The sequence below is a fragment of the Citrobacter sp. Cpo126 genome, assembly GCF_030332445.1.
GTDB classification, from domain to species: domain Bacteria; phylum Pseudomonadota; class Gammaproteobacteria; order Enterobacterales; family Enterobacteriaceae; genus Citrobacter; species Citrobacter portucalensis.
In genome coordinates this window covers 174,170-188,961 of sequence record NZ_JAOWHT010000037.1, presented here as the reverse complement: position 1 = coordinate 188,961, position 14,792 = coordinate 174,170, and the positions used below count along the sequence as shown (strand labels likewise).

The window sequence follows — 14,792 nt, the reverse complement described above, 5'->3', positions numbered from 1 at the left end:
GTTTCATTATTTTTCAGGGAACAGCAAGGCATCGCGTAATAAATGATCATTTCCCCGACGGCGAGTAAAACCAATGCGGTCAAAATATTCCAGAATTTGGATAGCCAATTTGCGCCCAACGTTGAGCCTGTCGCGAAAATCGGCGGCACATGTCGATCCCCTTTCCTGATCCAGTTCGCGGATCATATTGGCAAAGGCCACAATCCGATCGTTACGGTAATAACGATCTTTCACGATCGCGGTAATGATGCCTTGCTGTGCCGCTTGTCGTAACGCCACACGCATCATCTGTTCATCCGTTCCCGTCTGTTTTGCCAAATCGCGCACCCACCACGGCTCATCGCCAAAAAGCGGTTCTACTTTTTGCCAGATTGCCAACTGCTCATCGCTGAAACCCGCCTTATGTTCCGGCAAATGCAACCAGCCATGATGGCTATGAATAGCGCCACTCTCGCGCATCTTTTCAATTAGCAGCAATACCAGCGCTTCGTCTTCCATCGGCAAAGCCATACGGCGCAGGCGCTCGCGCCCGGGCCCTGGTTCATCACGGTGCTGCTCATGGTAGGTCGCCAGCGTATCGAGAACTTTCCGCTGCCAGCGCGCGGCAACAGGGGCATTCAACAGGCTGTATCCCGCCTGAATAAATCCATGTTGCTCAATCAACGGACGCATACCGTTGCCATTGAGCTGACGCGCCCAGGCAAAGTCAGGAATATTCACCGCCCCACGCGCCAGGTGCAGCGCCAGGGCGTCACCGTCAGTCTGCGCGTTTTCCAGCGCCGACAGCCACTGCAAATATTCCGGCTTACGCTTTCCGCGTCGCGGCGGATTAAGCGTCACAACACGTGCACCTGCCAGCGTTGTCCGGGCAGAAATATCACGCAGCACCAGACGGTCGTTATCAGCAAGCCAGAGTGGTGTATCAAACACCAGTTCAGCTAGTGTCCCTTCAAGCAGAGAGATACGCCCGGTAACATGGCTAGCCGCGTGGTGAATATGCAACGGTTGCCACTGCATCAGCGGCGCGGCATGTTCTAAAGAAACAATCACGCGGGTAAAAGCCTCTGGCGGCGCATCGGAAAGCAGCCAGTCGCCGCGGTTTAGTTCTTCTTTTTGCGCATCGCCGGCAATATTCAGCGCAATACGTTGTCCCGCTTGCGCGCGGTCGGTGGCCTGGTTTTGTGCATGCAAGCTACGTACGCGCATCGGTTTGTTGACGCCCGTGAGCCACAGCGTGTCACCGACATTCACTTCACCGCTGAGCGCCGTCCCGGTTACCACCAGTCCTGCGCCTTTGACCGTAAAGGCGCGGTCAATCGCCAGGCGGAAGCTGTGATCGCGGGCATGCTCGCGCGACGTTAATTGCAACAAATGGTCACGCAGTTCCTCGATGCCACGGCCTTCACTGGCCGCAGTGACGAAAAGCACCGACTCCGCGAAACCATAATTCCCCAGCGTGGCCTGAATCTCCGCACGCACCTCTTCAATTCTTGCTTCGTCTACGCGGTCGGCTTTCGTGAGCGCCACGGTGATCTGCGGATTGCCCGTCAGCTGCAGAATTTGCAAATGCTCACGGGTTTGCGCCATTACGCCATCATCACACGCCACCACCAGCAACGCGTGATCGATGCCGCCGACCCCCGCCAACATGTTGGACAGAAACTTTTCGTGTCCAGGAACGTCGATAAACCCCAGCACCCGCCCATCCGGCTGCGGCCAGTAGGCATAGCCGAGATCGATGGTCATGCCGCGCTTTTTTTCTTCCGGCAGACGGTCGGCATTCACACCGGTAATCGCCTGTAATAACGTTGTTTTTCCGTGGTCAACGTGTCCGGCGGTTGCAATAATCATTTCAGCATCATCTCCATAAACCGGGTCTCGTCTTCAAGGCAGCGCAGATCCAGCCATAAGCGGCCATCATAAATTCGCCCAATAACCGGCACGGGCAGCGTACGCCAACGGGTTGCCAACGCTTCAAGGCGGCTCCCGCGCCCGTCATGTGGGGTAAAGGTTAGCGCCGCGCTGGGCAGCCTATCAACAGGTAGTGAGCCGCTGCCAATCTGCGACAGGCAAGGCATCACATTCAGGGCGAACTCATCACCGTAATGCTCTGCAAGCTGTGCCTGTAATTGCTGTGCCTGCGCGTGGATCGCTTCTTGTGAGCGGGTGAGCTGGCGCAACGTCGGCAACTTCTCCGCCAGTGCTTCCGGGTGCAGATAGAGCCGTAGCGTCGCTTCCAGCGCAGCCAGTGTCATTTTATCTGCCCGTAATGCGCGTTTCAGCGGATGGCTCTGCAAACGAGCGATCATCTCTTTTTTACCGACAATTATCCCAGCCTGCGGCCCGCCCAGCAGTTTATCGCCGGAGAAACTCACCAGACTGACGCCAGCGGCAATCAGTTGCTGCGGCATCGGCTCCTGCGGCAAACCATACTGGCTGAGATCGACCAGCGAACCACTGCCCAGATCCGCCACCACCGGTACATCCAGCTCCTGGCCAATTACGGCCAGCTCCGCCTCATCCACCGACTTTGTGAAGCCTTCAATGCTGTAATTACTGGTATGCACTTTCATCAGCAGACCGGTGTTTTCATTCACCGCCTGGCGGTAATCTTTCGCATGGGTCCGGTTGGTGGTCCCCACCTCGCGTAGAATGCATCCGGCCTGACACATGACGTCCGGAATACGAAACGCGCCGCCAATTTCCACCAGCTCGCCGCGAGACACAACCACCTCTTTGCCGTTCGCCGTGGCGGCCAGCATCAGCAGAACAGCTGCCGCATTGTTATTGACGATACAGGCGTCTTCCGCCCCCGTCAGACGGCAGAGTAAATCCGCCAGGGCCCGATCCCGATGCCCCCGCCCGGCATCATCCAGACTGTATTCCAGCGTCACCGGCGTGCGCATCGCCTGTACCACCGCTTCAATTGCTTCTTCGGCCTGCGACGCGCGCCCAAGGTTGGTATGCAGCACCGTTCCGGTCAGGTTAATCACCGGGCGTAGCGCGCTTTGCGATTCTCGTTCCAGCCGGGCGCTGGCTTCTTGTGCCCAGTCCTCACACCATGCCGGGAGCGCGTGCGTGTCGCGAATAGCTTCTCTGGCTTCGTCGAGCATGTGACGCAGCAGGTCAACCACCCGGGTATGGCCGTGAGATTCACGTAAGGCTGGGAAGGCGCTATCGCGCAATAAACGATCGATAGCAGGAAGCTGGCTGTAGAGTGAACGCATGTCGGTTGTCATGAAAGGGCCTGGCTGTTGGTGGCCCTCTCCACCGTGGAGAGGGATATCGATATAGGAAGGATTGTACCGTGACTTTGCTCAGGCGGACATAATACGCATCAAGCCTTTGGCGGTTCCGTGCGGGCAAAACTCTCGCGTTGAAAGAGCGTTTCCACCAGTTTGACCAGACGGGGTCGGTCAACACACCAGCCGGGCGCAACCCGACGGAAATTGAGATAACCGACGGCGCAGGCAATCGCAATGGTTGCCAGGTTAACCGTATCCGTTTTCAGCGTACCATCCGCCAGATAGCCTTCCAGCACATCCAGACTACGGGTGATCTTCTCACGCTGACGTAACAATTCTGTTTCTGACTGCTGCGCGGCAGGGCGAGCCTGTTCGCGCACCGAAACTAAACCGGCATCCATAATGCCGTCTGCCAACGCTTCCAACTGGCGTACCTTCAGCGCAGCCAGCGGATCACGCGGCAGCATGGCTGGTGCAATATCCAGTAGCTCTATATATTCCGCGATGATAGGAGAATCAAACCAATACTCGCCCGCATCGGTGACCAACGCGGGTACTTTACCTAACGGGTTATAGCGCGCCACGCCGCTATCCGCGTTATAGGGGAGTTCATTCACAAATTCGAAGGTGATGCCCTTTTCCAGTAACAGAATAGAAATTTTACGCACAAAAGGGCTGGTATAGCTGCCAATGAGTTTCATGCCGGGTCCTTTTTGCCAACAAAAAAAGCGGTGCCCAACGATAGTGGGACACCGCTTAGTATGGCTCAGGTCACTGAAAATGGCAGGTGATGGCAGTCTCAATGATCCAAATAAAGGTAATGCATCCAACTGGTCATGCGCAGCAGTACTTTACGCATTACCGACACGTGGGCGAAATGGTCGGAATAGACTGCAACCTGAGCATAGATACCGTCCGGCAGCGCATCCACATCGGCATTCGGATCCAGCTCAATCGTAGCCAGCACGCCATCGGTACCCGGCACCACCGTTAAGGACTGTAATGCGCCCTGCGCCTGATAAGAACCGCCCGGAACGACCGGAAGAATACTGGTCAGCTTGCCGGTGAAAACCTGGCCAGGCAGCGCATTAAACACCACTTCCGCTTCATCGCCCGGCTTAAGGCGCAGCAGCGAGTTCTGGCGGAATTGCGCCACGATTTGCCGTTTTTGTTCAGGAATAAACACCATTACCGGACGCAAAGGTAATGCTGCTGCGTAAGTCCCCGGACGAATTAAAATCTGCGTGGCATAACCGTTGCTGGGGGCACGAACTACCGTCTGTTCAAGATTGTATTTAGCCTCGGCAAGCTGGGCACGTAGGGACGCAACCTGAGATTGCTCACCGTTGACCATACTGTCTAATTGGCTCTGAATCTGCGTCTGTTCTGCAACCGAGCCTTTGACCAGCGCATCCTGTGCCAGATAGTTTTGCCGGGCGTTATCGATATCGCTTTCAGAGAACGGGTTAACCTTCGCCTGACTGCCTTTCAAATAACGTTGATAATCTTTATACAGACGGTCACGTTCAGCAGATACACGGGTGGTATTGGCGACCGCTTCCGACAACTGTGCTTTCAGGTTGTCGATGTTGTGCGTAGCGGTAACCAGATCAGCCTGCAGCCTGTCGACACGCGCCTGATACCGTACCGGATCGAGCTTAAACAGCACATCGCCTTTTTTAATTAGCTGATTATTTTTATCCGTTACCTCACTAACAATTCCTGTGACTTGCGGAGTGACCGGAATTGAAATAACCGCTTTTTGCGCCGTAAAGGTATATGGGTGGTTATAGTTCATTAATAAAATCAATCCCGCAACAATGAACACCCCACCTAATGCAGCGGTAGCAAGCGTCCATTGGTTTACCGGAATACGGAATATTTTAAAGATGGCCCAGGCAAAGGCCACATAGGTCAGGACTATCAACAAATCCATGATTAAATCTCCGGAAAGGTGGAGTTATCGGTTTTTTTCTCCCCATCCAGTCTTTTTTCCAACTGGGTGATTCGCGCTGCCAGCGCGGCAATCTCAGGGTCTGACTCCTTTCCGGTCGGTGTGATGTGTGACTGCATTCCCCATCCCTTTTCAGGCTGGTAGAGCGTGGCCCAGATCCACAGGAACGGCCAAATAACATGAAGAGTGAACAAGCTCACCCATCCTGCAGTATGGATGGCATCGGCATGGGGATGGTTGCGCTTCTTAGCCATGTTATAGGGGATATCGTGGATGGCGATGATTCCATAAAACAGAACCAGAAATACGAAAATCAGCACGCCCAACGCGAAATAATTTAGAAACATACCTGCCTCGAATTCACGCTAATTAGAGTTTTTTTATGCCGGCAGCCGTATGCACCCTGGCTGATGTTTTGAACATAACTGGAGTTAAGGGTTTTTGCCATACCACAAAATAAATATTTTTTCTGGTGATAAATTGCTTTGTTTTGCAATAAAAAATGTCGGGGGTAGAACCTGCCGCAGATCACATCTGATAAATTTCAGATGAAAATACTTTGCGATTCACATCACAAAAATCCAACAAACAAGGAAAGCAAAAATGTGAATCACTTCACATTTAATCCTCATTTTCAGCGAAATATTGCGCTGCGATGTTTTTTTGTACCGGTATTTTGTGATGAAAATCACATTAACCAACGCCATACACCCTATATTTACGTGACGAATGTCACATAAAAGGCCGTCGACTGGACAGTTGAACGATTCAGTGCCAGATTTCGCAGTATCTACAGGGTCCGGCTACCTCCTGCCGCTACATTAACAAACCTCGGGCTTTCAGCCTGCGTGATAGCAAACATAAGAAGGGGTGTTTTTATGTCATCCGATATTAAGATCAAGGTGCAAAGCTTTGGTCGATTCCTCAGCAACATGGTGATGCCAAATATCGGCGCGTTTATCGCGTGGGGTATTATCACCGCATTATTCATTCCGACAGGGTGGTTGCCGAACGAAACGCTGGCGAAGCTGGTCGGCCCGATGATCACCTATCTGCTGCCGCTACTGATCGGTTATACCGGTGGTAAACTGGTTGGCGGCGAGCGTGGCGGCGTAGTTGGTGCAATCACCACCATGGGCGTTATTGTCGGTGCGGACATGCCAATGTTCCTCGGCGCGATGATTGCAGGTCCACTGGGCGGCTGGGCGATCAAACACTTCGACAACTGGGTAGACGGTAAGATCAAATCCGGTTTTGAGATGCTGGTGAATAACTTCTCCGCTGGCATCATCGGTATGATCCTCGCCATTCTGGCATTCCTTGGCATTGGTCCATTGGTTGAAGCACTGTCCAAAATTCTGGCGGCAGGCGTTAACTTCATGGTTGTCCATGACATGCTGCCGCTGGCATCGATTTTCGTTGAACCGGCGAAAATCCTGTTCCTCAACAACGCCATTAACCACGGTATTTTCTCACCGCTGGGTATTCAGCAGTCCCATGAGATGGGTAAATCCATCTTCTTCCTGATTGAAGCAAACCCGGGTCCGGGTATGGGCGTCCTGCTGGCGTACATGTTCTTCGGTCGCGGCAGCGCTAAGCAATCTGCAGGCGGCGCGGCTATCATCCACTTCCTGGGTGGTATCCACGAAATTTACTTCCCGTACGTGCTGATGAACCCGCGCCTGATCCTGGCCGTTATTCTCGGCGGTATGACTGGCGTATTTACCCTGACTATCCTGAACGGCGGTCTGGTTTCTCCGGCGTCTCCGGGTTCTATCCTGGCCGTGCTGGCAATGACACCGAAGGGAGCTTACTTCGCTAACATCGCTGCTATCTGTGCGGCTATGGCAGTCTCCTTTGTGGTCTCAGCCATTCTGCTGAAAACCAGCAAAGTGAAAGAAGATGATGACATTGATGCCGCAACCCGTCGTATGCACGACATGAAAGCGGAATCCAAAGGCGCATCTCCGCTGGCGGCTGGCGACGTCACCAACGACCTGAGCCATGTGCGTAAAATCATCGTTGCCTGCGATGCCGGTATGGGTTCCAGTGCCATGGGTGCGGGTGTACTGCGTAAGAAAGTACAGGATGCAGGGCTGTCTCAGATTTCCGTCACTAACAGCGCGATTAATAATCTGCCGCCGGATGTGGATCTGGTCATTACCCACCGTGACCTGACCGAACGCGCGATGCGCCAGGTGCCTCAGGCACAGCACATTTCGCTGACCAACTTCCTCGACAGCGGTCTGTACTCCAACCTGACCGAACGTCTGGTCGCTGCGCAGCGCCACAACGTGAACGAGGAGAAAGTTCGCGACCACCTGAAAGACAGCTTTGAAGAGGGTGATACCCACCTGTTCAAACTGGGTGCGGAGAACATCTTCCTTGGCCGTAAAGCGGCTAACAAAGAAGAAGCGATTCGCTTTGCTGGTGAGCAACTGGTGAAAGGTGGTTACGTTGAGCCAGAATACGTCGAGGCGATGCTGGACCGCGAAAAACTGACCCCGACTTACCTGGGTGAGTCCATCGCAGTACCGCACGGTACGGTTGAAGCCAAAGACCGCGTGCTGAAAACCGGTGTGGTGTTCTGCCAGTACCCGGAAGGCGTTCGCTTCGGTGAAGAAGAAGACGATATTGCCCGTCTGGTTATTGGTATCGCAGCGCGTAACAACGAGCACATCCAGGTGATTACCAGCCTGACCAACGCTCTGGATGATGAATCCGTGATCGAACGTCTGGCCCATACCACCAACGTGGATGAAGTTCTGGAACTGCTGGCAGGTCGTAAGTAAGCGTTATTGCCCGGAGGCGCTCACGCTTACCGGGCCTACAAAATCCTCTCCCTTGTGGAGAGGGTTAGGTTGAGGGAAAAGCCTCACCCCAGCCCTCTTGGGTAAAAACATTAATGAAGGTTAATACTATGAAAGCATTACATTTTGGCGCAGGTAATATCGGTCGTGGCTTTATCGGCAAACTGCTGGCGGACGCGGGGATACAGCTGACGTTCGCGGATGTAAATCAGGTCGTGCTCGATGCCCTGAATGCCCGTCATAGCTATCAGGTTCATGTCGTGGGTGAAAATGAGCAGGTTGATACCGTCTCCGGCGTCAACGCTGTAAGCAGCATCGGCGATGATGTTGTTGAACTGATTGCCCACGTAGATTTAGTCACTACCGCCGTCGGTCCGGTTGTACTTGAGCGTATCGCTCCAGCCATCGCCAAAGGACTGGTTAAACGCAAGGCGCAGGGCATCGCTACTCCACTAAATATCATCGCTTGTGAAAACATGGTGCGCGGAACGACCCAGTTGAAAGGCCATGTAATGAACGCGTTAGCAGATGAAGATAAAGCCTGGGTTGAAGAACATGTTGGCTTTGTCGATTCTGCCGTGGACCGCATTGTTCCGCCTTCGGCTTCAGCAACCAACGATCCGCTGGAAGTTACCGTCGAAACCTTCAGTGAGTGGATTGTCGACAAAACACAGTTCAAAGGTGAACTGCCAAATATCCCAGGAATGGAATTAACTGATAACCTGATGGCATTTGTCGAACGTAAACTCTTCACGCTGAACACCGGGCATGCTATAACCGCGTACCTCGGAAAATTGACCGGTCATCAGACCATCCGTGACGCGATTCTCGACGAGAAAATCCGCGCAGTGGTAAAAGGTGCGATGGAAGAGAGCGGCGCGGTACTGATCAAACGCTATGGCTTTGATGCAGCAAAACATGCGGCATACATTCAGAAAATCCTCGGTCGTTTTGAAAACCCGTATCTGAAAGATGACGTTGAGCGCGTGGGTCGTCAGCCGCTGCGTAAGCTGAGCGCAGGCGACCGCCTGATTAAACCGCTGCTGGGTACGCTGGAATATGGTTTGCCGCATGCGAATCTGGTTACCGGTATTGCGGCAGCGATGCACTATCGCAGCGAAGAAGATCCGCAGGCACAGGAACTGGCCGCGCTGATTGACGAAAAAGGTCCACAGGCCGCGCTGGCGCAAGTTTCCGGGCTGGATGCCAATAGTGATGTCGTGCTTGAGGCTGTTAACGCGTATAACGCAAAGAAATGATGCAGGACCTGGCGCAGGATATCCTGCGCCTGAATAATAGATTGTCAGATATGCAGGCAATAATGGAACAAACGCAGGCCTTTGAAAATCGTGTGCTTGAGCGTCTGAATGCTGGCAAAACCGTACGCAGCTTCCTCATCACCGCCGTAGAACTGCTCACCGAGGCGGTGAATATCCTTGTGCTTCAGGTATTTCGCAAAGACGACTATGCGGTGAAATACGCCGTAGAACCGCTGCTCGACGGCGATGGTCCGTTGGGCGATCTTTCTGTTCGTCTGAAGTTAATCTACGGCCTGGGCGTACTCAGTCGTCCGGAGTACGAAGATGCGGAGCTGCTGATGGCGCTGCGGGAGGAGCTGAATCACGACGGCAATGAATACGCATTCACCGACGACGAAATTCTTGGACCGTTTGGTGAACTTCACTGCGTGACGGCACTCCCGCCGCCACCCCAGTTTGATACCTCAGACTCTGGTTTGCATGCCATGCAGATCCAGCGTTACCAGCAGATGGTACGATCCACCATGGTCCTTTCCCTGACCGAGCTGATTTCTAAAATCAGCTTAAAAAAAGCCTTTCAAAAATAAGACGATGCTTGCTTATTTCTCTTCCTGCTGCGGTCGATACAGCTGCCGATAGTACGCCAGACGTTGCAGATACAGCTGCGCGTTTTCCTGCGGTATTTCTGAAGGGACAACGTTGCGCGGCGGTGTTTTATTCAAATATTCGCGAAAAGCCTGGCTTGAAGCCATAAAATCGACAGTTTTATCAATCAGGATTGAAACGTTCTCACCTATTTTCGCCATAATCTTCCCTCCTCCATGTATTAACCGCGCTCAGCCTGTGCGGTTGATCATTTAAGTTTAGGATCAGTTGGGTGTTTATATTGAGGAAAACGTGCTTCACCACGAACACGCCAATAAAAAGCACCACGGCCGATCTTATCGCTTAAAATTCCTTGTTAATCAATGCATTAACATTATCATTAGCTAATTAATACTTACGGTATTTGATTATTTATCTTCGAGCAGTTGTGAATAATCCCGCTCTGCGCGCATACTATAGGATATTCATCCTATTTTTATCAGAAGCTATCCTATGAAAGAAGTCGAAAAAAACGAAATTAAACGCCTGAGCGATCGTCTGGACGCTATTCGCCACCAGCAGGCAGACCTGTCCCTGGTTGAAGCCGCCGACAAATACGCCGAGCTGGAAAAAGAGAAAGAAACTCTGGAAGCCGAGATCGCACGCCTGCGTGAAGTTCACGGCCAGAAGCTGAGCAAAGAAGCGCAAAAGCTGACAAAACTTCCGTTCCGTCGGGCCATCACCAAAAAAGAGCAGGCGGATATGGGCAAGCTGAAGAAGAGCGTGCGCGGCCTGATTGTCGTTCACCCGATGACCGAGCTTGGCCGTGAAATGGGCCTGAAAGAGATGACGGGCTTCGCGAAGAGCGAGTTCTAATCTCCCACCGGGCAACATCCGCTTGCCCGGTCCTTCATTTCCCCTCGCAATTGGCCCTACCAATTTCAGTCAGATCCTACCAGTACCTCACATTTCATTAAAATGCGCGTACAATACCGTTGCCAATAAATAACATTTGATTAACCATTCATTGTCATTACCCCTACACAACAATATTGGCAGGGCCACTTTTACACATAATGTGACGAAGATTTGAGCAAAGACTCATTCCATTATGTCAGCGGCCCCCAGGAGACCTGCAATGAATCTCTGGCAACAGAACTACGACCCGGCCGGTAATATCTGGCTTTCCAGCCTGATCGCATCGCTCCCTATCCTGTTTTTTTTCTTCGCCCTGATTAAGCTCAAGCTGAAAGGCTATGTTGCGGCGTCCTGGACGGTGGTGATTGCTCTGGCAGTCGCCCTGCTGTTTTACAAAATGCCGGTCGATCACGCGCTGGCATCCGTAGTGTACGGTTTCTTCTACGGTCTGTGGCCAATTGCCTGGATCATTATCGCCGCGGTATTCGTCTATAAAATCTCGGTGAAGACCGGACAGTTCGACATTATCCGATCATCGATACTCTCGATTACCCCAGACCAGCGTCTGCAAATGCTGATTGTCGGTTTCTCCTTTGGGGCATTCCTCGAAGGAGCAGCAGGCTTCGGTGCTCCGGTAGCGATTACCGCCGCACTGCTGGTTGGTCTTGGCTTTAACCCGCTGTATGCGGCAGGTTTGTGCCTGATCGTAAATACCGCGCCGGTCGCTTTTGGCGCAATGGGCATTCCGATTCTGGTTGCCGGTCAGGTTACCGGACTGGACAGCTTCGAGATTGGCCAGATGGTAGGTCGTCAGCTGCCGTTCCTGACCATTATCGTGCTGTTCTGGATTATGGCGATTATGGATGGCTGGCGTGGTGTCAAAGAAACCTGGCCTGCGGTGATGGTCGCTGGCGGCTCGTTTGCTATCGCACAGTACCTCAGCTCTAACTTTATCGGGCCGGAACTGCCGGATATCATCTCTTCTCTGGTCTCACTGGTGTGTCTGACGCTGTTCCTGAAACGCTGGCAGCCGGTACGTATCTTCCGTTTTGGCGATATGGGCGCTTCGCAGGTCGATATGGATCTGTCGCGCACCCGCTACACCGCTGGGCAGGTGGTACGCGCCTGGTCACCGTTCCTGTTCCTGACAGCTACCGTCACGCTGTGGAGCATACCGCCGTTTAAAGCGCTGTTTGCGCCAGGCGGCGCGATGTACCACTGGGTGGTCAATATTCCGGTTCCGTTCCTCGACAAGCTGGTTGCCCGTATGCCGCCGGTCGTACACGAAGCCACGGCCTACGCGGCGGTGTACAAATTTGACTGGTTCTCCGCGACCGGTACTGCGATTCTGTTTGCCGCCCTGCTGTCTATCGTCTGGCTGAAGATGAAGCCATCTGCTGCGCTGCAGACCTTTGGTAGCACGCTGAAAGATCTGGCGCTGCCTATCTACTCCATCGGGATGGTGCTGGCGTTCGCGTTTATCTCTAACTACTCCGGGCTTTCATCCACCCTGGCACTGGCCCTGGCACATACCGGCAGCGCATTTACCTTCTTCTCGCCGTTCCTTGGCTGGCTGGGGGTATTCCTGACCGGGTCCGACACCTCATCAAACGCATTGTTCGCCGCCCTGCAGGCCACGGCCGCTCAGCAAATCGGCGTTTCGGATGTGCTGATGGTGGCCGCAAATACCACCGGCGGCGTGACCGGCAAGATGATCTCTCCACAATCTATCGCTATCGCCTGTGCGGCAGTGGGATTAGTGGGGAAAGAGTCTGATCTGTTCCGCTTTACCGTGAAGCACAGTCTGATTTTCACCTGCATGGTGGGTGTGATTACCACGCTGCAGGCCTATGTCTTAACCTGGATGATTCCATGATAGTGATGCCCAGACGCCTGTCAGACGAAGTCGCATCTCGTGTGCGGGCGCTGATTGAAGAACAACAGCTGGAGGCGGGCATGAAGTTGCCCGCTGAGCGCCAACTGGCCGTACAGCTCGGCGTATCGCGCAACTCGCTGCGCGAGGCGCTGGCGAAACTGGTGAGCGAAGGCGTGTTGATTAGCCGTCGTGGCGGCGGGACGTTTATCCGCTGGCAGCATGAGGCCTGGTCTGAACAAAACATCGTTCAGCCGCTGAAAACTCTGCTGGCAGACGACCCTGATTACAGTTTCGATATTCTGGAAGCCCGCCACGCCATCGAAGCCAGCACCGCCTGGCATGCAGCTATGCGTGCCACTGCTGCCGACAAAGAGAAGATCAGACTCTGTTTCGAGGCCACACAAAGCGAAGATCCAGATCTCGCCTCGCAGGCAGACGTTCGCTTTCATCTCGCCATTGCGGAAGCCTCGCACAACGTGGTGCTGTTACAGACCATGCGCGGTTTCTTCGACGTATTGCAGTCTTCGGTGAAACAGAGCCGCCAGCGAATGTACCTTGTGCCGCCCGTATTTTCACAACTGACGGCGCAGCATCAGGCCGTCCTGGATGCGATTGTTGCCGGAGATGCCGACGGAGCGCGTAAAGCAATGATGGCGCACCTCAGTTTTGTCCACACCACGATTAAACGATTTGATGAAGATCAGGCCCGCCAGGCGCGTATCACCCGCCTGCCCGGTGACCCTGGTGAGAATAGCAGGGAGAACAACACATGATTATTTCAGCAGCCAGCGACTATCGCGCCGCAGCCCAGCGCATCCTACCCCCCTTCTTGTTCCACTATATAGACGGTGGGGCGTATGCAGAGCACACTCTGCGCCGTAACGTGGCAGACCTGTCTGAAGTGGCACTTCGCCAGCGCGTGCTGAAGAATATGTCCGACCTGAGCCTGGAGACAAAGCTGTTCAACGAAACGCTCTCCATGCCGGTGGCCCTTGCACCTGTCGGTCTGTGCGGCATGTACGCGCGCCGGGGCGAAGTTCAGGCCGCCGCCGCCGCTGATGCCAAAGGCATTCCATTTACGCTTTCCACGGTATCCGTATGTCCGATTGAAGAAGTCGCCCCAACCATCAAACGTCCGATGTGGTTTCAGCTATATGTTCTGCGCGATCGTGGCTTTATGCGCAACGCGCTGGAGCGCGCCAAAGCGGCGGGTTGCTCCACGCTGGTCTTTACCGTCGATATGCCAACCCCTGGTGCACGCTACCGTGACGCCCATTCCGGGATGAGCGGCCCAAATGCCGCACTACGCCGCTACTGGCAGGCAGTCACCCATCCACAGTGGGCATGGGACGTTGGCCTGAACGGTCGCCCACATGATTTAGGTAATATCTCGACTTATCTTGGTAAACCTACCGGTCTTGAGGATTACATCGGCTGGCTGGCGAATAACTTCGATCCGTCGATTTCCTGGAAAGACCTCGAGTGGATCCGCGAATTCTGGGATGGCCCGATGGTGATCAAAGGGATCCTCGATCCCGAAGATGCCCGAGACGCCGTACGCTTTGGCGCGGACGGCATCGTTGTCTCTAACCACGGTGGTCGCCAGTTAGACGGCGTGCTGTCTTCAGCTCGCGCGCTGCCCGCCATTGCCGATGCGGTAAAAGGCGATATCACCATTCTGGCAGACAGTGGGATCCGCAACGGTCTGGACGTCGTACGTATGATTGCGCTGGGCGCGGATAGTGTTCTGCTGGGACGTGCTTATCTGTACGCGCTGGCCACCCACGGTCAGGCCGGGGTGGCGAATCTGCTGAATCTGATCGAGAAAGAGATGAAGGTGGCAATGACCCTGACCGGGGCGAAATCGATTAGCGAAATCAGCAGTGATTCGCTGGTACAGGAACTGGGTCAGAACCTGCCTGCTGCATTAGCGCCTCTGGCCCAGGGTAGCGCTGCGTAACACTCTCCCCCGTAAAATCGCGTTTTCTGCATGGTCGGCCTGTTCTCAGTCCGGCCATTTTTTATGCAAAAATAACGACCAGTTAACATTTACAACCAATATATTTGACAACTTTTTATCCACCTGCCAAATGTATATACAAGCTAATACAAGAGCGATTTATACAGATAACAACCATCATAACG

13 protein-coding genes are annotated in these 14,792 nt (G+C 53.7%); 7 read left to right on the top strand and 6 right to left on the bottom strand.

Annotated features, from left to right (window positions below; all coding sequences use genetic code 11):
- Nucleotides 1-6 precede the first annotated feature (6 nt).
- The 5 genes from selB to OGY17_RS17565 form a co-directional block, all read right to left on the bottom strand.
- Nucleotides 7-1,851, bottom strand: coding sequence for a selenocysteine-specific translation elongation factor (selB, locus tag OGY17_RS17585; protein ID WP_103284579.1), 1,845 nt, complete (start codon nucleotides 1,849-1,851; stop codon nucleotides 7-9).
- Entirely contained in the window at nucleotides 1,848-3,239 is a 1,392-nt protein-coding gene (gene selA / locus OGY17_RS17580) for an L-seryl-tRNA(Sec) selenium transferase (protein ID WP_079934341.1), read from the bottom strand. Before selA ends, selB begins: the two co-directional genes overlap by 4 nt.
- 98 nt (nucleotides 3,240-3,337) lie before the next feature.
- Entirely contained in the window at nucleotides 3,338-3,946 is a 609-nt protein-coding gene (locus OGY17_RS17575; RefSeq protein WP_008786453.1) for a glutathione S-transferase, read from the bottom strand.
- 98 nt (nucleotides 3,947-4,044) lie between these two features.
- Complete coding sequence (locus OGY17_RS17570) at nucleotides 4,045-5,181, bottom strand: HlyD family secretion protein (protein WP_003827339.1); 1,137 nt, start codon at nucleotides 5,179-5,181, stop codon at nucleotides 4,045-4,047.
- Nucleotides 5,182-5,183: 2 nt separating this feature from the next.
- The gene (locus tag OGY17_RS17565; protein ID WP_003827338.1) at nucleotides 5,184-5,546 is read right to left on the bottom strand and encodes a DUF3302 domain-containing protein; all 363 of its coding nucleotides are present in this window, start codon (nucleotides 5,544-5,546) and stop codon (nucleotides 5,184-5,186) included.
- A gap of 531 nt (nucleotides 5,547-6,077) precedes the next feature.
- Between OGY17_RS17565 and mtlA the strand changes: the two genes are divergently transcribed.
- The 3 genes from mtlA to mtlR all read left to right on the top strand — a co-directional run bounded on the left by mtlA (nucleotide 6,078) and on the right by mtlR (nucleotide 9,855).
- Nucleotides 6,078-7,991, top strand: coding sequence for a PTS mannitol transporter subunit IICBA (gene mtlA / locus OGY17_RS17560; protein ID WP_060682944.1), 1,914 nt, complete (start codon nucleotides 6,078-6,080; stop codon nucleotides 7,989-7,991).
- A 128-nt stretch (nucleotides 7,992-8,119) separates the two neighbouring features.
- Nucleotides 8,120-9,268: a mannitol-1-phosphate 5-dehydrogenase gene (gene mtlD, locus OGY17_RS17555; RefSeq protein ID WP_020996057.1), complete on the top strand. Its 1,149-nt coding sequence runs from the start codon at nucleotides 8,120-8,122 to the stop codon at nucleotides 9,266-9,268.
- Complete coding sequence (gene mtlR / locus OGY17_RS17550; RefSeq protein WP_003024179.1) at nucleotides 9,268-9,855, top strand: mannitol operon repressor MtlR; 588 nt, start codon at nucleotides 9,268-9,270, stop codon at nucleotides 9,853-9,855. Before mtlD ends, mtlR begins: the two co-directional genes overlap by 1 nt.
- Nucleotides 9,856-9,867: 12 nt before the next feature.
- On the opposite strand, the gene OGY17_RS17545 is transcribed toward mtlR, so the two are convergent.
- Nucleotides 9,868-10,074: a hypothetical protein gene (locus OGY17_RS17545; RefSeq protein ID WP_032945348.1), complete on the bottom strand. Its 207-nt coding sequence runs from the start codon at nucleotides 10,072-10,074 to the stop codon at nucleotides 9,868-9,870.
- A 292-nt stretch (nucleotides 10,075-10,366) separates the two neighbouring features.
- On the opposite strand from OGY17_RS17545, the gene OGY17_RS17540 reads away from it, so the two are divergent.
- The 4 genes from OGY17_RS17540 to lldD all read left to right on the top strand — a co-directional run bounded on the left by OGY17_RS17540 (nucleotide 10,367) and on the right by lldD (nucleotide 14,607).
- Nucleotides 10,367-10,729, top strand: a complete 363-nt coding sequence (locus OGY17_RS17540; RefSeq protein ID WP_008786458.1) for a YibL family ribosome-associated protein — start codon at nucleotides 10,367-10,369, stop codon at nucleotides 10,727-10,729.
- 262 nt (nucleotides 10,730-10,991) lie between these two features.
- Complete coding sequence (gene lldP, locus OGY17_RS17535; RefSeq protein WP_048215310.1) at nucleotides 10,992-12,647, top strand: L-lactate permease; 1,656 nt, start codon at nucleotides 10,992-10,994, stop codon at nucleotides 12,645-12,647.
- Nucleotides 12,644-13,420, top strand: a complete 777-nt coding sequence (gene lldR, locus OGY17_RS17530; RefSeq protein ID WP_003024170.1) for a transcriptional regulator LldR — start codon at nucleotides 12,644-12,646, stop codon at nucleotides 13,418-13,420. Before lldP ends, lldR begins: the two co-directional genes overlap by 4 nt.
- Nucleotides 13,417-14,607 carry an FMN-dependent L-lactate dehydrogenase LldD gene (gene lldD, locus OGY17_RS17525; RefSeq protein WP_204558676.1) on the top strand — a complete coding sequence of 397 codons (1,191 nt, stop codon included), beginning with the start codon at nucleotides 13,417-13,419 and terminating at the stop codon, nucleotides 14,605-14,607. The genes lldR and lldD overlap by 4 nt, the downstream gene beginning before the upstream one ends.
- The last annotated feature ends 185 nt before the right edge of the window (nucleotides 14,608-14,792 follow it).